The organism is Oryzifoliimicrobium ureilyticum (genome assembly GCF_037199735.1).
Taxonomy (GTDB): Bacteria; Pseudomonadota; Alphaproteobacteria; order Rhizobiales; family Rhizobiaceae; genus Rhizobium; species Rhizobium ureilyticus.
Window position 1 is genome coordinate 1 of sequence record NZ_JBBBVQ010000015.1, and the last position, 20,091, is coordinate 20,091.

Sequence of the window (20,091 nt, forward strand, 5' to 3'; positions counted from 1 at the left end):
ATGATCTCGGATATATCGACTTGGAACAGAGGACTTTGCAAACCATCGACAACCCGTTCGGCACGAGGTTGTTACCTATGTCTTAGGAACAGATTGTTACCTATGTATCCGGGTTGGACAAGGGTATAATTGGCGACCCCTGCAGGACTCGAACCTGCGACAACCTGCTTAGAAGGCAGGTGCTCTATCCAGCTGAGCTAAGGGGCCGTCGAGGCGTCTTTTAACGCCTCACTGATCAATGCGTCCAGGGCTGAATGCGGTTATAACGGAAATTATCGGGATAGGCGACAACCTGACGGACGGGGTCCTTGGGTGGCATAACGCGGTATTCGATGTTGTTGCGTTGGGCGTAGGCTTCTGCCTCTTCCTGGCTTTCGAAGAACAGCCGGACTTGCTGCTGCATATCCCCCGTTGACGTATAGCCCATCATCGGATCGATCTTGCGAGGCATCTCCTGATCGAATTCCAGGATCCACTGGTTTGTCTTTGCTTTTCCAGACTGCATCGCCGTTTTGGACGGCCGGTAAATTTTAGCAGACATTGCTGCATCGCCTCCGTAGTGCCTTTGGCCGCTTGAACCAGGCCGATCCAAATCGGCACCTGCCTGTTCTACAAGCGAAATAGTGAAGATTTGGATACCCGTCATCGCTCCCCATTTCAAGGAGAAAAAGGGGAAATAAGGGCAATCCTAAAGAGGGCAAGCGCTCGTGATCAAAAACAAAAACAAGCGTATCTGCCCTTCCAAATCTTACTGCATGGCTACCTTTTCGGCGTTCTTCTTACAAGTTGCCGTCAGGTCTAGCGATGGTTTGTACACCTTGGTTGACACATTCATCAGCCCGAGCACGGAGTGGAAGAGATTGTCATGGGAGACGGGTGCGGTCGCGCCTGTTTCCAGACATGAAACATTGATGCCTTCAGCCTTGCTGAAATCAGGCGAAAGCCATACCGCAATCGGAACATGGGTCTGCTGCGAAGGAGCGATGATATAAGGTGCGCCATGCAAATAGATGCCATTCTCACCCAGCGACTCGCCATGATCTGACAGATACACCATAGCAGCCGACACTTTATCCTCGTGCCTCTTCAGTGCGTCGATAACGCTGCCGACAATATGGTCGGTGAACAGGATCGTATTGTCATAGGCATTGATGACTTCTTGCGGCGTGCATTTGCCGAATTCGGCGCTTCTGCAATCGGGCTTGAAGCGGCGGAACTCTTCTGGATAGCGCTCATAGTAAGCCGGGCCATGGCTGCCGAGTTGATGCAGCACAAGCACGCTATCGCCCTTCACATTGGAAAGCCATTCATCCAGCCTGTCGAGCAGGATCGTGTCTTTGCACTCTCCTTCATGACAGAAGCGTGGATCGGCGCTATCAGGCAAAAAGCGATAGCGAATGCGATCTGCAACGCCATAGCTTCCCGTATCATTGTCCCACCAGTCGACGGTTACGCCGGCGTGGCCAAGGATGTCCACGAGATTATCCGTCGCCAGGCCTTTTTCATGGGTATAGTCCGCACGGGAATAACCCGAGAACATGCAGGGAATCGAAACGGCCGTCGAGGTTCCGCAGCTTGAGGCGTTGGAATAGTAGACGACGCCCCTCGCCTTCATTTCTGGGTTCGTCTCGCGCTCGTAGCCATTCAGCGAGAAATTCTGCGCTCTGGCGGTCTCACCGGCAACGATGATGGTCACACGCGGCTTTCCAGTCGCGCTCGCAGCCTGCTGCTTCGCATCCAGGCCCAGAGGAACCCGCACGATCTTCTTGTCCTGCTCGGACGAAAAGGCGTAGCGCGCGGCGCTCGTAACCGGAATGATCGGATTGAGCGTCAGCATAAGATCGCGGTGGAGGCGTCCAACTGCGGCATAGGTTTGCGAAAAGCTGAGGCCGACCGCAACGAGAATCGCAAGGCATGGTGCAATGACCGCCATGTTCCATACGGCTTTACGCATAAAGGTCCTGTGCCGCACCTTCACCCACACAATCAACAGGCTCGGGAGAACGCCCTTCAGCAGAATGTGGAAGATGAAGGCTGACGTCATCAGATGCTGGGATTCGGCTGCCGTGGTCACGGCTGCATTTCTGATCATTTCCCTGTCGATGACGATGCCGAACTGATCGGTAAACCAAGATGCGCTGACAGCCGCCAGGATAAAGAAGATCAAGAAGGGCTTTATCAAATATTTGATCGAGAATGTCGTCACCAGCGCGATCATGGCCGCCGTAATGCCGACGACAAAGGCAACGAAGGCGCTAGGGGAAGACGACAAGTAAGTGTAGGCGCGCGTCCAAAACGTATGGTTCGCGATTGCCAGAATGTAGATCGCTGTCACAACCGACAGCGAAACGCTGCCTATAGATGGACGCCACCGCGCGAAACCGATGCGCATGGTTTTGGCACTTTTCAAGATGAAATTTCTCCATGAGCGAAACGACCCGCCCCTCAGGTCTTCCGCATTCGGCACCTGATGACAGCGTTTCCTGACAGTTTCCTGAACGACGTCATCTAACTGTCATAATATGCACAAACGCTCACACTCGTTCGCCACCAAGCGTCGGCCCGGCGCACACATCTGAGGCATTTCCCAAATCAGTGATACTAAGAAGAGAATTTCGCAGCGTCTCGCGTCACGAGAAGACAGGCTCAGGTTCCGTTTCAGGTAGTGCTGAGTCGCCGCATTCAGAAAGTCGCCGGGGAGAGTCAAACATACCCGTGCGGCGCAAGCCAATTTTATGTTGAGGGGAGTTTCGCCTATAGCCGGCTTAACGAAGATGCTTAAAGCATCATCTTCTTAAACTTCATTATTTCTGGGAAAAATGGTCGGAGTGGAGAGATTCGAACTCCCGACCCTCTGGTCCCAAACCAGATGCGCTACCAGACTGCGCTACACTCCGTCCTTGTGGAAGCCGCAATACACGCTCATGCGTTTGGCTGCAAGAGGCAATTTAGCCTATTTTTATCTGATGCGGCAGTGGCTTGCAAAAACGGTGCTTTTGTCCACAGGCACAGCGTAACTCACCACGCGCATGACCGACGGTCACGGGGTGAGCGTGGCCAGAGAGGCGAATTTCGTCAAATCTCAAGACCGTGCGGGTAACTGCTATCTGGCCTTCGTTGCCGCGCTCGCAATGCGATCGCCGATTTTGATCGACATTTTCTTCACGCTTCCAGCGTTAAGTTCCAGGACATATCTTACCGCCCCCCCCGAATCGATGATGTCTCGCGAGTAAGGAACGGCATTTTCCTTGATGTTCCGCACTGTGCCGGCTGCGTCCATGAACAGCATATCGAGAGGCAGCACCGTATTTTCCATCCACATCTGGACCGGCTGGGCTTTGCCAAAATCGAAAAGCATACCTGCGTTTTCAGCCATCTTTGTCCTGAACATCAGGCCACGCTCCCGTTGCTCAGGTGTTGTCGCGACCTCGACCTGCAGTTCGATCTTTTGTCCGCTTTGCTGGACGATCGTGAGCGGCTCTTTGTCAAAACTTATAGCCCGCTGTGCGAGTGAAAAAGCTGGCATGAGCACGATGAAAAAAAGCGCCATAATGGCGCTTTTGGTCTGAAGCGATCTATACATTAGTGAGCCCGGCTCATCGGCGTTGGTGCATCAGGGTGAATTTCAGCAGCCATGAGCCCTTTATCTCCAGGTCCATAGCGAACCAGCACCACTTGACCTGGACGCAATTCCGTCAGGCCGAAGCGACGCAACGTCTCCATATGAACAAAAATATCCTCGGTACCTTCGCCTCTCGTCAGGAAGCCAAATCCTTTTGTGCGGTTAAACCATTTTACCAAGGCCCTTTCGAGGCCGCTTGTCGGCGTAACCTGAACATGGGTTCGGACCGGCGGCATCTGCGATGGGTGGATTGCCGTTGACTGATCCATCGATAAAATCTTGAAGGCTTGATAGCCACGCTCGCGGCGCTGGATCAACGCAACGATACGCGTGCCTTCAAGGATCGTCTGATAGCCGTCTCTTCTCAGGCATGTAACATGCAAGAGCACATCCTGCATCCCGTTATCCGGCACGATGAAGCCGAAGCCCTTGGCGACATCAAACCATTTGACGACGCCTGTAATTTCAACGAGATCGACAGCATCGCCAAGAACATTATCGTCGAGGCCAGCAATCTCAGTCGGTGAAATCCTGTCAGCCATGTCGCTATCCCCTTACACGCGTCACACGCTTACGTCGCCTGATTCTCCAAGTTCAGATTAACATCTTGGTAACAGATTCGCGCAAGTCCTAGTTTTCGATTATCTGGAAAAGGAAGGTGGCGTTCAGGCCTTGTCCCAGGCTGACCAAGTCCCAGGTTAAGCGTCATCTTCGAACAAACAGGAAGGTGTTACATGCGCTATTTGCACACGATGGTCAGAGTAAAAGACCTCGACGCTTCACTTGCTTTTTACTGTGGCCTCGTTGGCCTTCAGGAGGTGCGCCGCATCGACAATGAAAAAGGACGCTTTACGCTCGTATTTCTGGCAGCCCCTGGCGACGTGGATAGAGCAAAGAATGAAAGCGCGCCGTGCCTCGAGTTGACGTTCAACTGGGACCCTGAGGAATACACGGGTGGACGCAACTTCGGCCATCTTGCCTACGAGGTGGACGATATCTACGGTTTTTGCCAAAGGCTGATGGATGCCGGTGTCATTATAAACCGACCGCCTCGCGACGGCCACATGGCATTTGTCCGCTCGCCGGATGGCATTTCATTGGAGATTCTTCAAAAAGGCGAGCGTCGCCCGCCAGCCGAACCATGGGCTTCCATGGAAAATACAGGCTCCTGGTAAGCGTTCCAGCCTCCAGGCTTTCCTGAGCCTTGCCAGAATGTCGATTTGATCCAGCGCCGCAGCTTCGGTGCTTGCTCAGACCGAAACAGGCGGGCAAACATTCGTCGACTCGACGCAGGAGACGACATTTGCCCGCCCGCAATGCCCTAAAGACCACCAAGGCCGCGCTTATTATTGCCGTGCCTCTACTTGGCGTTTCCGGCTGTGTGACGTCAAAGAAAGAAGTGCCGGCGGAGGCAAGCCCTACGGTTGAGACGCCTGTTGACGGAGCTGCGGCCACGCGCACGGCGGCTATAGGCGCCCAGAGAAATCCCAACGGAAATACGTACACGGATCCGACCGTGAATGCCGCAAATGCGGCAAATCCTTCAGGCGCACGCGGCCCTTGGAGAGGATTTCAAGCCCCTCCAGAAGGCTCGACTGCCGCGGCGCCTGGTGCTTCAATGGCCGATATGGTGATGCAGCCGACTGGCATCAACGCGCAGGCAATGAGCATCTTTTCCTCGCGTCAACCCCCTGTTCAGAACAACACGATCTCCACCACAGTCGCACCTGCGGACAGCAATGCTTATGTCGCCCCGGCGGGTGGGATTGCTCCCGCGCGCGGCAGTGTTTTCAGCCAGCCAAACGTGGCCACACCGCCCCTTCCCAAAAACAGCGCCAATGCGGCAGCGGGCTCAGTGCAGCCGATCGCTTATAAAATGACGACGCAGCCCTATGCGACACCGACGCGCAGTCTGTTCGGTGGGTTGAGCAATCTTCTGCAAACAGCGTCGCTTCCAGGAATGACCCGTATGGCTCCAAACGGGGTCCATGTTCAAAATGAAAGCGTCCAGGTCAGCTGTTTCAAGCCAAAGCTAATGGGGCTGATTCATACGCTCGAATCACACTATGGCAAACCGGTCGTTGTCTCCTCCGGCTATAGAGACCCCGAACATAATAAGCTCGTCGGCGGTGCAGAAGAATCAATGCACAAGAGCTGCGATGCCGCCGATATTCAGATCGCCGGCGTTTCCAAATGGGACATCGCAGCCTTCACGCGGGCTTTGCCGGACCGCGGCGGCGTTGGCACTTATTGCCACACTGAATCTGTCCACATCGATATTGGCAACAAGCGGGACTGGAACTGGGGCTGCTCGAAAAATCAGAGTGAAGCACAGCCCATCTGAAACTCGAAGTAACCGTAAGCGCCATTGCCCTCTCGCTTGAACATGTAACGGACGCAGTGCGTCGGGAGGCAGCCGTCGCAAGAATGTTCGCGACTATCCAGCGAGGCAGCAACTCCCGACAGCAGCGGGCTGCGCAAGCCTCTGAATTAATTCATTAAAGAAGGCTTTATTTCGATGGCCATCCACTGTCATCTTTTTTGCATAAAAATGCATTTTGCGACTTGCGAGATCAGAAAGCCCTGACTATAAGGGCGCCACACAAGCGCACGCGCCCTTCGTCTATCGGTTAGGACGACAGATTTTCATTCTGTAAAGAGGGGTTCGACTCCCCTAGGGCGTGCCACCTCCTCTCATTTTCCAGGTTCGTTGATTGGAGATTCGTAGGTCTCCAAATTTAAATCGCCCGGCCGCTGTTATGCGAACCGGGCAATCGGATTTTTATGATTTGGCGTAACCTATCTGAAAACACCGCGTTCGTCGCGGGTATAGATCCTTTATCGATGCATAACGTGAGTTGGACTTATTCGCTCCCGTCATTCGAACGGGATTTGCGAGCCGTTTTCAGAGTGTCGGATGATGTCTTTCCGTCCGGCTCTTGCCCATAATAGGTTCCGCCAAGATGCGCGCCAGCGCTGGTGTTTTCCACTTGGCGCTCTGCACGCTTACGAATCTCTTCAGCGTCTGTCTTGCTCACGAATAGTCTCCTTTTCGTTTTGCGTAACGAAGAGATAACCGGTAAGCGCGAGCCAGGTTCCTATTTTTCGCTTCGGTGAAGGACAAAAAACCTCTTCTGCAAGATTTCGCTTGTCATCAAACTGTTACAAGGACAGTATTAACGAAAAGACATGTGAAGGGGAAAGACCATGTCGAGATGCGGAAGAATTGTGCTGACGGGAACCAGCCTTTCTCATACGTGCGTGTTTAAGACCGACGACAAAGGCGGATACATTAGAAGCGATCCTCGCTTTCTGTCCGGCGTTGTTGGAAAGAGCAATCTTCGTCTCGTTGAAGAGGGCTGGAGCGCTTCAATCAAGTTGACGAGCTTCGACAGACGCGGCAACGCTGTGTTCACCTGGGTGAGGCACGGTTGAGTCAACCGTTTGCCTCGGACGAAGTGGCTTTTCCCGGGTTTCCACAAGCCACCAAAAAATAATGAAAATTTGCTTTTTTCAGCCTTAAACCGCTTGCGGATTTTTAAGGCCCTGACTATAAGGGCGCCACAAAGCACGCGCCCTTCGTCTATCGGTTAGGACGACAGATTTTCATTCTGTAAAGAGGGGTTCGACTCCCCTAGGGCGTGCCACTCTACCTCAAGAATGTGTTGATCATTTTGCATCAGTCCTCTCAGCAGGATGTATTCTTCCGTTTCTTCCACGGAAGAGCGTAGCTGCTAACGTTCTTTCTCTTTGGTCGTAACAAAGCGGTTTTTCATGCTCTGCGCTTAGATGGTGGGTGACGCATCACTGATGCGAATCTGAATACGCCTTGTCCCCTGATAATGCTCCGCACCGATAGTTCCGGCGACATGAACTGCCGCACCGCGTGCCGACAGTAAAAGCGAGCCAAGCGGCGTATCTGCGGAACGGAAGGCAATGCCATCTAGACGCGCTCCGTCCATTCCCTCCAGCGTGACTTTGACATGCTTTTCCCCAACGGTTCTGACATCACGCACGCGGTGGGCCGGAACAGCAAAAACCGGCTGGCTGTGCCCGGAGCCATAGGGACCGGCGGCTTCAAGCTTGTCGATGAGGTCGGTCGTTGCACCGCTGGCACCGATCGCTCCGTCGATCTTCAACGTTTCATTTGCAACAAGCGATGCCACCGTCTTTCCGGCGCGTTCTTCGAAGAAGCTTCTCAAACTGCCGAGCTTTGCGCGTTCCACGGTCAAACCGGCCGCCATTGCATGGCCTCCACCCTTAAGAAGAAGCCCCTCCTCCACCGCCGCACGAACCATTCGGCCCATATCGAATCCATTTATCGATCGTCCCGATCCAGTCCCTCGACCGTTCGGATCAAACGCAATTGCAAAGGCAGGACGACGGAATCGTTCCTTGAGTCGCGCTGCGATCAAGCCGACGATGCCCGGATGCCACTTTTCGCGCGCGGTCACGATGACCGACGCACCCTCTCCATTGCCATATTCCGCCAGTGCCTCTGCCTCCGCTTCAGCCAGCATAGCAGCTTCCATGGTCTGCCGATCACGGTTGAGCGCATCCAGTTGTCCCGCAATATCCTCCGCCTCGGCCGCATCCTCCAGCGTCAACAACCGGCTGCCAAGCGCCGCATCGCCGATTCGCCCGCCCGCATTGATGCGTGGGCCAATCAGGAAGCCGAAATGATAGGGCGTGACAGGCCCCGCCAAACCTGCTTTGCGGAAAAGAGCCGCCAAACCGGCATTTCCTTGGTGGCGAGCAGCAACCAAGCCTTTTACCACATAGGCGCGGTTGAGACCTTTGAGCGGAACGACATCGCAGACCGTCGCGAGGGCCACAAGATCGAGCCACTTTAAAAGGTCGAGACCGAGAATACCTTTGTGGCCAATCTCTCGCAGCCGACGCAGCGTTGCAACAAGAACCAGGAACACGACACCTGCGGCACATAAATGCCCCTGCCCGGACAAATCATCTTCGCGATTTGGATTGACCAAAGCATGGCAGACAGGCAGGTCGTGTGTCACTTGGTGGTGATCGATCACAACAACATCGATTTTGCGATCAGCCGCGGCCACCAGCGCGTCGTGGCTGGTCGAGCCACAATCCACGGTAACGATGAGGTTGGCACCTTGATCGATGAGTTGATTGATCGCCGTTGGATTTGGCCCGTACCCCTCGAAGATCCTGTCCGGAATATAGATTTCGGCACGTAGCCCAAAATGATGCAGAAAACGGAACATCAAAGCTGAAGACGCCGCTCCATCGACGTCATAGTCACCAAAGATGGCGACCTTCTCCCCGTGCCTGATTGCGGCGACCAGACGCTCGGCGGCCTTCGCGCAATCCGTCAAGACCGACGGGTCGGGCATGAGGCTGCGGATTGAGGGCTGAAGAAACTCCAATGCCTCTTCGACGGAAACGCCTCGCCCCGCGAGCACGCGCGCTATGAGATCGGGAATCCCGTGCTTTTGCGCGATGGCCATCGCCCTGTTCTGCCCAGCCTGATCAAGACGCGCCACCCAACGATGGTTGAGCACGGACTTATCGACCCCGAGAAAGGCGCGCTGGACCGGATCGACAGCATTGTCAGACATATGTAAGGGCGGCTCCATGATCGTTGTAAAGCCTACTTAGGCATTCACGAGCCGGCCCACAATATCGGTGCGCAGCATAAGGCTACGCCTTTCACAGGAGCGATCAGGCTTTTGGCCGCTCGATACGAATGACCTGTGGTTCGCCAACGCAATAACCATCGTCGCGAATCGTCGCAACCGCCTTGCGCACGGCTTCTTCGGTCGTCGCATGCGTGACAAGAATGATGGTCTGATGTGAAGAAGGCGACAAATGCTGCTTCGATCGTTGAACGATCGATTCCAAGGAGATCTTGTTCTCGGCCATTTGGGTTGCAACGCTGGCGAACACGCCAGTGCGGTCAAGCACCGTCAACCGGATGAAATAGCCGCCTTCATGGCTCTGAATTTGCGCCTTGCGATATGGCTCCAATTTTGCGGCCGGATGGCCAAGAACGGGAACGCGCTGAGCGCCTGGCTGGCTCTTGGCAATGTCCGCAATATCGCCAAGGACGGCAGACGCGGTTGCGTTTCCGCCAGCGCCCGGCCCTACCATAAGAAGTTCCCCCAACACGTCGGCTTCGATTGCAACGGCATTGGTCACGCCCTCGACTTGCGCGATAACCGAGTCGATGGGAATCATCGTTGGATGGACGCGCTGTTCGATGCCACTGTCCGTTCGCTGCGCCACTCCGAGAAGTTTGATGCGATAGCCGAGATCGGCCGCGGCCCGTATATCCTCGATCGAGATATTTGTGATGCCTTCGAGATAAATATCGTCCGCAGCGATCTTGTTGCCGAAGGCGAGCGTGGTGAGGATCGATAGCTTATGAGCGGTATCGTTACCCTCAATATCGAAAGCGGGATCGGCCTCTGCGTAACCAAGCCGCTGCGCCTCCTTGAGACAGTCGGCGAAGGATAGGTTTTCCTTTTCCATTCTCGTCAGGATGTAATTGCAGGTCCCGTTCATGATCCCATAGACGCGAGAAATCGTGTTACCCGTCAGCGACTCGCGCAGCGCCTTGATAACAGGGATACCACCTGCCACAGCGGCCTCGAAGTTCAGCAGGACACCTTTTTCCTCGGCAATGGTTGCGAGCTCGACACCGTGATAGGCCAGAAGCGCCTTGTTCGCCGTCACAACATGCAGACCACGTGACAATGCAGCTCTTACGGCTCGATTGGCGGCGCCTTCCGCGCCACCAATGAGTTCGACAAAGAGGTCGATATCAGCCTTGCCCGCAAGTTCCTCCGGGCTCTCGAACCATTCAATGCCACCGAGCTTTAGACCGCGATCTTTTTGCCGATCTCGTGCCGATACAGCTGTGATTTGAATGGGACGCCCGCATGTTGCCGCCAGTTCTTCGGCGCGGTTTTGAACGATGCGCGTCAATGCGGCGCCAACGGTACCGAGACCCGCAATGCCGATTTTAAGAGCGTCTACCATTATCAAATCCTGAAAAATCACGTGGAGCGGACGGCTCTAAGCAAGCCGCCCGTCCTGATATCAACGATGAGCGTTGAGGGAAACGACGTTGTGCATCGTCTGATCGGCGGTCGCGAAAAACTTCTTCAAGCTGCGCGCAGCCTGGCGAATGCGATGTTCGTTCTCAACGAGCGCGATGCGGACATATTCATCGCCGAGTTCGCCAAAGCCAACTCCAGGGGCAACTGCGATGTCGGCCTTTTCTACCAGTAGCTTGGAGAATTCTAGAGAGCCCAGGTGACGAAATTTTTCCGGAATCTTGGCCCAGGCAAACATCGTTGCAGCTGGAGGCGGAACGTCAAATCCGGCCTTGCCAAAACTTTCGACCATGACGTCGCGGCGCCGTTTATAGACCGCGCGCACTTCGGCGATGTCGGAGCCATCCCCATTCAGAGCATGTGTCGCAGCAACTTGAATCGGTGTGAATGCACCATAGTCGAGATAGGATTTGACGCGTGTGAGGGCGGCGATAAGCCGCTCGTTGCCGACGGCAAAGCCCATGCGCCAACCCGGCATCGAGAAAGTCTTCGACATGGAGGTAAACTCGACTGTGACGTCCATGGCACCAGGAACCTGTAGAACCGACGGTGGCGGCTCCTGATCAAAGTATATTTCTGCATAGGCAAGGTCGGATAGGACAATGATGTCATGCTTCTTCGCGAATGCGATCACGTCCTTGTAAAAATCCAGAGAAGCGACATGCGCCGTCGGATTGGACGGATAGTTGATGATGAGCGCCAAGGGCTTTGGGATCGAATGGCGGACTGCCCTCTCCAGCGGCGGGAAAAAACTCTCGTCCGGTTCGACAGAGATCGAGCGAATGACACCGCCCGTCATCAGGAAACCGAAGGCATGAATCGGATAGGTGGGATTGGGGCAAAGAATAACATCCCCTGGCGCCGTAATGGCCTGCGCCATGTTCGCAAAGCCCTCTTTGGAACCGAGCGTAGCGACGACCTGCGTCTCAGGATTGAGCTTTACGCCAAAACGACGCGCATAATAAGCCGCTTGCGCCCGGCGTAGCCCCGGGATTCCCTTGGAAGAGGAATACCGATGCGTACGAGGATCCTGAACGACTTCACAAAGTTTATCGACGATCGCCTTCGGAGTCGGAAGATCGGGATTTCCCATGCCGAGATCGATAATGTCGGCGCCACCGGCTCGCGCGCTTGCTTTCAAACGGTTGACCTGTTCGAAAACATAAGGCGGTAAGCGCCGAACTTTATGAAACTCTTCCATCTTCTTCCCCATGGAATCGCGGTCGTTATGACCGCAGCGAAGCCCGTTAGGTTGAGACAGCCTGCACACGAACTTCAATATGCAGGTGCTTTAGACATTCCAATCCCGGAGGGCGGCTACTCTGTGGCCTGTGGCGGCATACGCTATCGCCAATCCATGCCGGCCATAGAGTGAGCCTCTGCGCTCAAATATCTCGAAAGGCAAGGCCTATTTCGGCATCTGCGAGAGCGTATCGGTCCCATGATCGGCCGCGAGTTTACGAAACGCAGCGACGCGGCGCTGATATTCCGCTTCGGAGATTGCGCCAGACTTGCGCTGCGCAGCAAGTGCGGTGAGCGTCTTTTGCTGGCCAGCGGCCTGATCATCGTTCATCTGCACATTCGCGGCAGTGAGCGGTGCACCAAACGACGGATATCCATCTTTGTAGTGTGTCAAGCTGCTCTCGGTCGAAACCTGACCTTTGGTCGGGCCCATAATCACCGCTTTCGGTGCTGCTCGCTTTTCGGCCGCTGCGGCCTTTTCGGCAGGCGTGGCCTGGCAAGATGCAAGAACGGCAGCCGCGAGTGCGCTAACCAACGCAACACGCAAACCAGGGGCTACTCTCACATAGGCGTTCTTCATCATGCCGATCTTCCGAATCTTCACGTCTTGCGACTGTTAGATTTGTCCGCCTCACAAAGCAATAGTCACAGAGCCAACGGCGCTTGTTTTCGGACACATCACAGATGTAGATAGCATTGCGAGGCGCTTTAGGGAGCAATCATTGGCCAACAACAAGAAGGCGACTGAGGATACCGGCGGTTCCCAGGATCGTAGTTTCGATCCCTATCTTGTCAAAGATCCGGAAGCGATGGCGCTCAACATCGCCCGCGCCCTAGAAAACCTGGGAGCAGCAGCATCCGCCTGGCTTGAACCGCGGCAAGATCCGAAGCGCCCTCCGGCTGGCCTCGGACCCGCAGCAGACATGATCCGAACAATGTCCTCCATCGCCAGTTATTGGACGAGCGAGCCACAGCGAAGCCTGGAGGCGCAGACAAGGCTGCTTGGCGGGGTTCTTGACATATGGATGCGCTCTTGGCGTCTGTTATCGGGCGAACCTATGGATACGCAGCCGCTCGATCGAGGTCTGGGCCGTTTTTCAGATGGCGACTGGCACCGAAACCCCTTCTTCGACTTTCTGCGTCAAATCTACGTCCTGGTCTCTGATTGGCTGCAGAAGCTCGTCGCCGACACGCAAGGGCTGGACGATCACGCGCGTCATCGGGCGGAGTTTTATACAAGGCAGATATTGGCCGCGATCTCTCCAGAAAATTTCGTCCTGACAAATCCGCAACTCTTCAGAGAGACCGTTGCGACTAGCGGTGAAAATCTGGTTCGCGGAATGCAAATGCTACGCGAAGACATTCTTGCCGGCGGCGGCGACCTCAAGATCCGTCATACGGATATGAACCGCTTTGTACTTGGCAAAGATCTTGCCGTTACGCCGGGAAAAGTGGTCGCACGAAATGATCTTTGTGAGATCATACAATATGCAGCATCCACCGAGACTGTGTTCAAGCGGCCCTTGCTGATTTGCCCGCCTTGGATCAACAAATTCTACATTTTGGATCTTAGTCCGGAAAAGTCGATAATCCGCTGGCTCGTTGAGCAGGGACATACAGTTTTCGTCATATCCTGGGTCAATCCCGGCAGGCGCCACGCCGAAATGGGTTGGGAAAACTATATAGATGACGGGATCAATTTTGCGCTCGACACGATCAAGCAAGCGACTGGAGAAAACCAGGTCAACGCTGTCGGCTACTGCATTGGCGGAACCCTTCTTGCCGTCGCATTGGCGCTTCACGCGCAACAAGGCGACAAGCGAATCAAAACTGCCAGTTTGTTAGCGGCGCAAGTTGACTTCACCTATGCGGGCGATCTCAAGATTTTCATCGATGAGGAACAACTCGCAGCACTTGAAGAACATATGTCGGCGATTGGTTATCTCGACGGCGCTAAAATGACGGCGGCCTTCAACCTGTTGCGTGCCTCGGAGCTGATTTGGCCTTACGTCGTCAACAACTACCTCAAGGGAAAGGATCCTATCCCTTTCGATCTTTTGTTCTGGAATGGCGATTCGACCAGAGTGGCTGCTGCGAACCACGCTTTCTACCTGAGGCAGTGCTACCTCAACAACGCGCTGTCTCGTGGTGAGATGAGGATCGGCGATCGCACGCTTTCTCTCAAGGACATAAAAATTCCCGTTTACTGCCTTGCGGCCCGAGAGGACCATATTGCGCCGGCGCGATCGGTCTACGAAGGCTGTCATTACTTCGGTGGAAAGGTCGATTTCGTGTTGTCTGGATCCGGCCATATTGCCGGCGTCGTCAATCCGCCAACGCGTCAAAAATATCGCTATTGGAAGAACGCGACAAAGGACGCAGCCGATTTCAACAGCTGGATTGATAGCGCCAATGAGACACCGGGATCTTGGTGGCCGCACTGGCAGAGGTGGATTTCTTTAAAAAGCAAGGCTAAGGTCGCGGCGCGCGAACCAGGAGGAACATCACTGACTGCTCTGGGAGATGCGCCCGGAGAGTATGTCATGATGCGGTGACATGGGTAAATCGACGTCGTTCCCCGACGGTTTTTGGGTGCGTAAAGGAATTAGCAACCATAGTTTGCGAAGATGCAAATCTGTCGAGAGTGGTTAACAAAGCCTCATTTCGGCCCTGTTGTTAAATTACCCGGCCGGCAATCAAGCTTTGCTGTCGATTCGCCGAACCAGGTAACGCGTTGGAAAGAACGAGTGCCATGGCGTATACAGTCGATGCGGTAAGCTCAATTCGCCGAACCGGAGATACGACTATTCGTCCCATCAGGACCCGCCGTTTTCTTTCCGGCGCAGCCTTTGCTGGCGCAGGAATTGCAGTCGCAATGTGGTGCGCCTTTGCAGGCGCCGTGCACTCCCTGAGTTCAACCGCCCCACGAGGTGGCGATCCATTCGCAGAACTGCGGCTGAGCAACAAAGTTCCGTACCAAAACGCTGCTATTGCCAAGGAACGCGCGCTTCACATGGCGAAGGCGGCACGCTTGAGGCCCTGGCAAAACGATCAAGATTATGCGCTGACCAGCGAAGACATCAGGGCATATGGTCTCGCTCACCTCAAAAACCCGAAAGACGCGATCGCGAAGACGGCTCGCCTCGACGAAACAACAAAGCCCGCAACGGCAGCTACAGTTGAAGTTGCTGCAGTAGCGCCCGCGACACCGGCGATCGTCAATGCACCCTCAGAAGCACCGACGCAAGCGTCCGCTGCCACTGACCGGATTGTCATTCCCTCCAAGGATGAAGTGGCTGCACGGGAAGAAAAAGAGCTTCTTGCCCTCGCTGCAGTACCGGCGTTAATAGCAGCACCGCTCGCTGCCAACCCGCCCGTGCCTACGCCGCGGTCTGGCGCGCCAATCAGACAGGCTGAAGTCGAAGTTGCCTCGGTTGAGGAGAAGACTGACGCTGCCGCATCATCAGGCCCCGATGCTTCTTCCGCCTTCGGCCTTGTTCTATCCGGCCGGGACAGTGACGTTCCATTGCCGATGTCACGCCCTGCAGCTCCATCCAATGCGGGCGGTCGTGGCGCGCCGGCAGCCCTCGCCTATGCCAAAGTCGAAAACGACGAAGATGACGATAACGATGATGACGTCACGCCACGGATCCGCAAGCCGACCATCGCTGCCGGCCGTGGCGTAGCGATCTATGACATCTCGGCCGGCACCGTTTACCTGCCGAGCGGCGAGCGTCTCGAAGCTCATTCTGGTCTTGGCAAGATGCGTGACAATCCGCATTATGTCGATCAGAAGATGCGCGGGCCAACACCGCCGCATACCTATGCTTTGACGATGCGCGAAGCCCTTTTCCACGGGGTGGAAGCCATTCGGTTGACGCCATTGGGCGGCGCCGGTGCAATCCATAATCGCGTCGGTCTGCTGGCGCACACCTACATGCTCGGTGCACGCGGCGATTCCAACGGTTGCGTCTCCTTTAAAGACTACAAGCGCTTTCTTGCAGCCTTTAAGCGCGGCGAGATTCGGCAAATGGTTGTTGTGGCTCGTATGTCTGATGCTCCGTCCTTTGCCTCTTCACCGGCAAGCGGCGGCGCGAAGAAGACCCTGGCTTCGTTGCTCTTCTCGAAGTCTTGAGAGTTGACGCGGCGCACGCGATGAAATGCGACGCATCGGTACCGCTATCGAAGTCTATTACGGAGTTCTTACCCTGCTCTTCCGCAAGGAAAGTCTCGATTGCAGACCTGGTACGATCTTTTTACTTTAGCCGAAAGACACCTGCCTCTACCGTCGCGCCTTCAGGCAGGCCAAAATCCCTGACGTCATAACTGGCAATCTCGCAAAGGCGCTCGCGAGGCAGTGACGTACGACCCGGGTCGCCGATCAGGATATCGATGGTGTGCCGCGAACAATCACTCAAGAACGTAAACATTGAGCGAGCTACTTTCTCGTCGTAGAAGACATCGCCCGCGAGTATAAGATCAATCTGATCTAAGACGTTTGTCGCATCAAGCATGCCGCCAGCAATCTCGATGTGGACTGAATTGGCCGCGCTATTGAGTTTCATGGCTTCGATCGCATAGTCGTCGATCTCGGCCGCGCGCACGATACGCGCACCGCACAAAGCCGCAACGATTGCGACAAAGCCTGATCCAGCGCCGAGGTCCAGGATTCGTTTGCCGCACACAAGCTGTGGATTGCGTGCAATATGGTGAGCCAACGCCCATCCGCCGGCCCAAAGATAGGCCCAGTATGGCGAAGCCGAGGATTTCCCTCTGACGAACGTGCTCAACCTACTTCCAGGATGAGCAAGATAAAGACGGATCGGAAGAGGATCGGTAAAAGTCATCAGTGCGAGATGACGGCGCAGAAGACGCGCCTTTTGCTCAGCACGATCGAATGATCCTGCCGAGCAAGTCGCACCCACGATTTTCAGCCCTTCTTCTTTTTACCGGCAAACTGCTTGCCTTTGCCGGCATTACGCGTATCGCCGGACCGTTCCGGCTTTCCTGCAAAACGCTTCTTCTGCTGATCGTCGCCGCGAGGTTGCCATGCTTGTTTCGTCGCAGGTCGCTCATCCCGCCGCTTTTCGCGCGGTTCGGCCGCAGAGGGCTTGTCGCTTCGCTGACGGCTGAGATCCGGCTGTCCCTGCAGACGCTTCAGGCGCATGCCCCTTTCCAGGGTCCCGTTCGGACCAGCACCGGCCAAAAGCGCTTCGGCGCTGTCGGCTGCAATCTCAATGAACGTTTCATCCTGCTGCATCTTGATCGCGCCGATATCACGCTTGGTCAATCCGCCATTGCGGCAGAGCATCGGAATAATCCAGCGCGGTTCGGCATTTTGACGCCGACCGACAGAGATCGAAAACCAAACGCTTGGCCCAAACTCACCACGCGGACCGTTGTCGATCGGAAATTCGCGTTTACGGTCTGCGCCTTCGCGTGGTTTGCGGCTCTTCGTGTCGTGAACATTGACATCAATCAGTTCTTCAGGAGCCGACTGCCGCGCGCGGTAAAGATTGAGGAAAGCCGCAGCCAATTTTTCCGCGCCATGCGCCGCAAGAAGACGTTCGGCGAGAGGCTGTTCTGCTTCCCCGACGGGGCTTTCAAAAATTGGATCGGCCAAGAGGCGCTCTTCGTCTCGACGCGTGACGTCATCGGCCGAAGGTGGACGCGTCCAACTTGCATCGATATTGGCCCCATCCAGCAGTCGCTCAGCCTTACGGCGCGCGTTGAGCGGAACGATCAGCGCGCTTACGCCCTTGCGTCCAGCGCGACCGGTTCGGCCACTGCGATGCAGAAGCGTTTCCGAATTGGTCGGCAGATCGGCGTGAATGACAAGCTCGAGTCCAGGAAGATCGATACCGCGTGCTGCGACGTCTGTCGCGATACAAACGCGCGCACGACCATCGCGCATCGCCTGCAGAGCATGACTGCGTTCGTTCTGTGTCAATTCGCCAGAAAGAGCAACGACATCGAAATTGCGGTTGTGGAGGCGAGCGGTCAAGTGATTGACTGCTGCGCGCGTCGAGCAAAATACGATCGCGTTGCGCGCTTCATGGAAGCGCAAGACATTGACGATGGCGTTTTCGCGATCGGAGGGCACAACTACGAGTGCCTGATAGTCAATATCGACATGCTGGCTTCTCTCAGCCTCTGTCGTAATACGCGCTGCGTTCTTCTGATAGCTTGCGGCAAGACGAGCGATCGCGGCTGGCACAGTGGCCGAAAACATCAACGTGCGTCGTTCGGCAGGCGCCGTATCGAGAATGAATTCCAGATCTTCGCGGAAACCGAGATCCAGCATTTCATCCGCTTCATCGAGAACGACAGCCTTGAGCTGTGAAATATCGAGCGAGCCACGGCGGATATGGTCGCATAATCTGCCTGGAGTGCCGACGATGATGTGCGCGCCGCGTTCCAGTGCACGCCTTTCCGTACGGGGGTCCATCCCGCCGACGCAACTTGCAATAACGGCGCCGGTCATCTCGTAGAGCCATTCCAACTCGCGGCAAACCTGCAGAGCGAGCTCGCGTGTCGGTGCAATCGCCAAAGCCAAGGGCGCACCTGCTCTACTAAATCGCTCGGATCCTTCAAGAAGCGTGGGCGCCATGGCAAGACCGAAAGCGACTGTCTTACCTGAACCAGTCTGGGCAGAGACAAGAACGTCCCGCTCCAACAAAGCAGAATCCAACATGGATTTTTGGACGGGGGTAAGGGTCTCGTAGCCACGCTTCGTCAACGCGGAGGCGATCGCCGGTACGACGCCATTAAGTTCTGTCATCTTTATCTGTCTTTCGGAATTCTCGTGCGCGACACGCGCAAAAGCCGGTCATGCCGGCTGGGATTGATGCGCGTTCCTACGCCGTTCGCCGGCGAAAGTCAAAGTACAATCGCGTGACAGACTTAATGTTCAAGCTCATGTCACCGACGCTGGAGATAGATTCTCCGGGTCTGGTCCAATGTAGCGTGCACGCGGCCGTATGAGCTGACCGGTTTGGGCCTGCTCCATCGCGTGCGCGAGCCAACCGGCGACACGCGCCAGAGCGAAGATCACCAATGGGGCATCTTCGGGCAGATCGTAAGCCGCCGTCATAGCCATCAAGGCAAAATCGACCGTGACTGCCTCCCCTATCAATTCTTCGCCAATCTGCCTGAGCTCAGCAAAAATCTTCGGCACAGGGATATTGTCGAGGAGACTTTGCGCACGCGGGTCGCCGTTTGGATAGAGCGGATGACCAAATCCCGCCGGCGCAATCGCCTGTTGCAGAACCATTTTGACGGCTTCGGCAGATCCAATGGATCGCGCGGTCCTCAAGAGATTTGCTACGCCGTGCCACGCACCGCCATGACGTGGACCCGTCAAGGTCGCAAGGCCGCAGAGAACGCATGCGGATAAAGAGGAGCCGGATGAGGCGCAGACGCGTGACGCAAAGGCAGACGCGTTGAGTTCATGATCGGCAAGAAGAACAAGCGATCGCCTGAGAGCATCGGCGGCGTCTGGCCTGTCCCAAGCCAAGGCGAGCCTCAGATGCATAGGCTGATCGGCTTTGCCAGGAGCCAGGGCATCAGCCACGTCATGAAAAACGGTCCAGGCTTCGGAGACGAGCGCGGAACGCGACCGACCGAGCGAAGGCAGATCGTGGGATACCCGCGATGCCAGTTTGGTGAATGCCACCGCTATAGAGGGGCAGACAGCTTCGCCAGCAGCGCGAATCGCAGTCCTCGGAGCGCTCGCCTCCCACAACAAGGCGGCGATATCCTCCAAAGTCGCGTCTCTGGACATAAGGATGGCGTCGCGACCGCGATAGAACAATCGCTCGTTTCGTACCGTTGATATTGTCGATGGCAGAATGGGATCGCCCCATCTGATTGCCTCGGCCGCAACTGCTTCGGCTTTGCGTCGACCTGAATGGCGCTGCGCCAATCGCATAACGTCTTCAAGGCGATAGAGGCTCTTCCGCGGATTGGTGGGATCCGGTTTGGCGTGGATCCGGCCACGGCTCACATTCGCATAAAGCGTCTGGGGCTTGGTACCTAGTCTTTCAAGTGCCTCGTCTGCGGATATCCAGGTCATGGGCGTGACATTGATGTTATGGATCAAGATTGACGTCAATGTATGTAAGAGCAATCCTTGCG

The 20,091-nt window shown here is 55.5% G+C and carries 17 protein-coding genes and 4 tRNA genes; 7 read left to right on the forward strand and 14 right to left on the reverse strand.

The window, feature by feature from the left end:
* Positions 1-130 precede the first annotated feature (130 nt).
* The 6 genes from VQ830_RS18985 to VQ830_RS19010 form a co-directional block, all read right to left on the reverse strand.
* Positions 131-207: transfer RNA gene (locus tag VQ830_RS18985), tRNA-Arg, on the reverse strand.
* A gap of 28 nt (positions 208-235) precedes the next feature.
* Positions 236-541 (reverse strand): ETC complex I subunit, encoded by a 306-nt coding sequence (locus VQ830_RS18990; protein ID WP_337269724.1) that lies wholly within the window; start codon positions 539-541, stop codon positions 236-238.
* A 207-nt stretch (positions 542-748) separates the two neighbouring features.
* Entirely contained in the window at positions 749-2,392 is a 1,644-nt protein-coding gene (locus VQ830_RS18995) for a phosphoethanolamine transferase (protein ID WP_337269859.1), read from the reverse strand.
* A gap of 428 nt (positions 2,393-2,820) precedes the next feature.
* Positions 2,821-2,897: transfer RNA gene (locus VQ830_RS19000), tRNA-Pro, on the reverse strand.
* A gap of 206 nt (positions 2,898-3,103) precedes the next feature.
* The gene (locus VQ830_RS19005) at positions 3,104-3,550 is read right to left on the reverse strand and encodes a DUF192 domain-containing protein (protein WP_337269725.1); all 447 of its coding nucleotides are present in this window, start codon (positions 3,548-3,550) and stop codon (positions 3,104-3,106) included.
* Positions 3,551-3,582: 32 nt separating this feature from the next.
* Positions 3,583-4,164 carry a cold-shock protein gene (locus VQ830_RS19010; RefSeq protein WP_337269726.1) on the reverse strand — a complete coding sequence of 194 codons (582 nt, stop codon included), beginning with the start codon at positions 4,162-4,164 and terminating at the stop codon, positions 3,583-3,585.
* A gap of 192 nt (positions 4,165-4,356) precedes the next feature.
* On the opposite strand from VQ830_RS19010, the gene VQ830_RS19015 reads away from it, so the two are divergent.
* The 3 genes from VQ830_RS19015 (at position 4,357) to VQ830_RS19025 (ending at position 6,309) form a co-directional block, all read left to right on the forward strand.
* Positions 4,357-4,797 (forward strand): VOC family protein, encoded by a 441-nt coding sequence (locus VQ830_RS19015; RefSeq protein ID WP_337269727.1) that lies wholly within the window; start codon positions 4,357-4,359, stop codon positions 4,795-4,797.
* 128 nt (positions 4,798-4,925) lie between these two features.
* Complete coding sequence (locus tag VQ830_RS19020) at positions 4,926-5,966, forward strand: YcbK family protein (RefSeq protein ID WP_337269728.1); 1,041 nt, start codon at positions 4,926-4,928, stop codon at positions 5,964-5,966.
* A gap of 268 nt (positions 5,967-6,234) precedes the next feature.
* Positions 6,235-6,309, forward strand: a tRNA-Glu gene (locus VQ830_RS19025).
* A 177-nt stretch (positions 6,310-6,486) separates the two neighbouring features.
* Here VQ830_RS19025 and VQ830_RS19030 read toward each other — a convergent pair.
* The gene (locus VQ830_RS19030) at positions 6,487-6,660 is read right to left on the reverse strand and encodes a hypothetical protein (protein WP_337269729.1); all 174 of its coding nucleotides are present in this window, start codon (positions 6,658-6,660) and stop codon (positions 6,487-6,489) included.
* Between the two features lie 169 nt (positions 6,661-6,829).
* Between VQ830_RS19030 and VQ830_RS19035 the strand changes: the two genes are divergently transcribed.
* Both VQ830_RS19035 and VQ830_RS19040 read left to right on the forward strand, forming a co-directional pair.
* Positions 6,830-7,057 carry a hypothetical protein gene (locus tag VQ830_RS19035; RefSeq protein WP_337269730.1) on the forward strand — a complete coding sequence of 76 codons (228 nt, stop codon included), beginning with the start codon at positions 6,830-6,832 and terminating at the stop codon, positions 7,055-7,057.
* Between the two features lie 137 nt (positions 7,058-7,194).
* Positions 7,195-7,269 (forward strand) — tRNA-Glu (locus VQ830_RS19040).
* Between the two features lie 138 nt (positions 7,270-7,407).
* On the opposite strand, the gene recJ is transcribed toward VQ830_RS19040, so the two are convergent.
* The 4 genes from recJ to VQ830_RS19060 all read right to left on the reverse strand — a co-directional run bounded on the left by recJ (position 7,408) and on the right by VQ830_RS19060 (position 12,538).
* Positions 7,408-9,213 carry a single-stranded-DNA-specific exonuclease RecJ gene (gene recJ / locus VQ830_RS19045; RefSeq protein ID WP_337269731.1) on the reverse strand — a complete coding sequence of 602 codons (1,806 nt, stop codon included), beginning with the start codon at positions 9,211-9,213 and terminating at the stop codon, positions 7,408-7,410.
* A 103-nt stretch (positions 9,214-9,316) separates the two neighbouring features.
* Positions 9,317-10,636: a homoserine dehydrogenase gene (locus VQ830_RS19050; protein ID WP_337269732.1), complete on the reverse strand. Its 1,320-nt coding sequence runs from the start codon at positions 10,634-10,636 to the stop codon at positions 9,317-9,319.
* Positions 10,637-10,696: 60 nt separating this feature from the next.
* Complete coding sequence (locus VQ830_RS19055; RefSeq protein WP_337269733.1) at positions 10,697-11,914, reverse strand: LL-diaminopimelate aminotransferase; 1,218 nt, start codon at positions 11,912-11,914, stop codon at positions 10,697-10,699.
* Positions 11,915-12,121: 207 nt separating this feature from the next.
* Complete coding sequence (locus VQ830_RS19060; protein ID WP_337269734.1) at positions 12,122-12,538, reverse strand: hypothetical protein; 417 nt, start codon at positions 12,536-12,538, stop codon at positions 12,122-12,124.
* Positions 12,539-12,677: 139 nt separating this feature from the next.
* On the opposite strand from VQ830_RS19060, the gene VQ830_RS19065 reads away from it, so the two are divergent.
* On the forward strand, positions 12,678-14,510 hold the full coding sequence (locus tag VQ830_RS19065) for a PHA/PHB synthase family protein (protein ID WP_337269735.1): 1,833 nt from the start codon (positions 12,678-12,680) through the stop codon (positions 14,508-14,510).
* 197 nt (positions 14,511-14,707) lie between these two features.
* Positions 14,708-16,090: a DUF2778 domain-containing protein gene (locus VQ830_RS19070; protein WP_337269736.1), complete on the forward strand. Its 1,383-nt coding sequence runs from the start codon at positions 14,708-14,710 to the stop codon at positions 16,088-16,090.
* A 121-nt stretch (positions 16,091-16,211) separates the two neighbouring features.
* Here the strand turns inward: VQ830_RS19070 and VQ830_RS19075 are convergent, their stop codons facing one another.
* The 3 genes from VQ830_RS19075 to VQ830_RS19085 all read right to left on the reverse strand — a co-directional run bounded on the left by VQ830_RS19075 (position 16,212) and on the right by VQ830_RS19085 (position 20,029).
* Entirely contained in the window at positions 16,212-16,880 is a 669-nt protein-coding gene (locus VQ830_RS19075; RefSeq protein WP_337269737.1) for a class I SAM-dependent methyltransferase, read from the reverse strand.
* Positions 16,881-16,885: 5 nt separating this feature from the next.
* Positions 16,886-18,736 (reverse strand): DEAD/DEAH box helicase, encoded by a 1,851-nt coding sequence (locus VQ830_RS19080; protein ID WP_337269738.1) that lies wholly within the window; start codon positions 18,734-18,736, stop codon positions 16,886-16,888.
* Positions 18,737-18,871: 135 nt separating this feature from the next.
* Positions 18,872-20,029, reverse strand: coding sequence for a citrate/2-methylcitrate synthase (locus VQ830_RS19085; protein ID WP_337269860.1), 1,158 nt, complete (start codon positions 20,027-20,029; stop codon positions 18,872-18,874).
* Between the last annotated feature and the right edge of the window lie 62 nt (positions 20,030-20,091).

Bases quoted from the DNA above. Each gene is read 5' to 3' on its own strand.
- VQ830_RS18990 (WP_337269724.1), bottom strand. From the start codon at position 541: ATGTCTGCTAAAATTTACCGGCCGTCCAAAACGGCGATGCAGTCTGGA.
- VQ830_RS18995 (WP_337269859.1), bottom strand. From the start codon at position 2,392: ATGCGCATCGGTTTCGCGCGGTGGCGTCCATCTATAGGCAGCGTTTCG.
- VQ830_RS19005 (WP_337269725.1), bottom strand. From the start codon at position 3,550: ATGGCGCTTTTTTTCATCGTGCTCATGCCAGCTTTTTCACTCGCACAG.
- VQ830_RS19010 (WP_337269726.1), bottom strand. From the start codon at position 4,164: ATGGCTGACAGGATTTCACCGACTGAGATTGCTGGCCTCGACGATAAT.
- VQ830_RS19015 (WP_337269727.1), top strand. From the start codon at position 4,357: ATGCGCTATTTGCACACGATGGTCAGAGTAAAAGACCTCGACGCTTCA.
- VQ830_RS19035 (WP_337269730.1), top strand. From the start codon at position 6,830: ATGTCGAGATGCGGAAGAATTGTGCTGACGGGAACCAGCCTTTCTCAT.
- recJ (WP_337269731.1), bottom strand. From the start codon at position 9,213: ATGTCTGACAATGCTGTCGATCCGGTCCAGCGCGCCTTTCTCGGGGTC.
- VQ830_RS19050 (WP_337269732.1), bottom strand. From the start codon at position 10,636: ATGGTAGACGCTCTTAAAATCGGCATTGCGGGTCTCGGTACCGTTGGC.
- VQ830_RS19055 (WP_337269733.1), bottom strand. From the start codon at position 11,914: ATGGAAGAGTTTCATAAAGTTCGGCGCTTACCGCCTTATGTTTTCGAA.
- VQ830_RS19060 (WP_337269734.1), bottom strand. From the start codon at position 12,538: ATGATGAAGAACGCCTATGTGAGAGTAGCCCCTGGTTTGCGTGTTGCG.
- VQ830_RS19070 (WP_337269736.1), top strand. From the start codon at position 14,708: ATGGCGTATACAGTCGATGCGGTAAGCTCAATTCGCCGAACCGGAGAT.
- VQ830_RS19080 (WP_337269738.1), bottom strand. From the start codon at position 18,736: ATGACAGAACTTAATGGCGTCGTACCGGCGATCGCCTCCGCGTTGACG.
- VQ830_RS19085 (WP_337269860.1), bottom strand. From the start codon at position 20,029: ATGACCTGGATATCCGCAGACGAGGCACTTGAAAGACTAGGTACCAAG.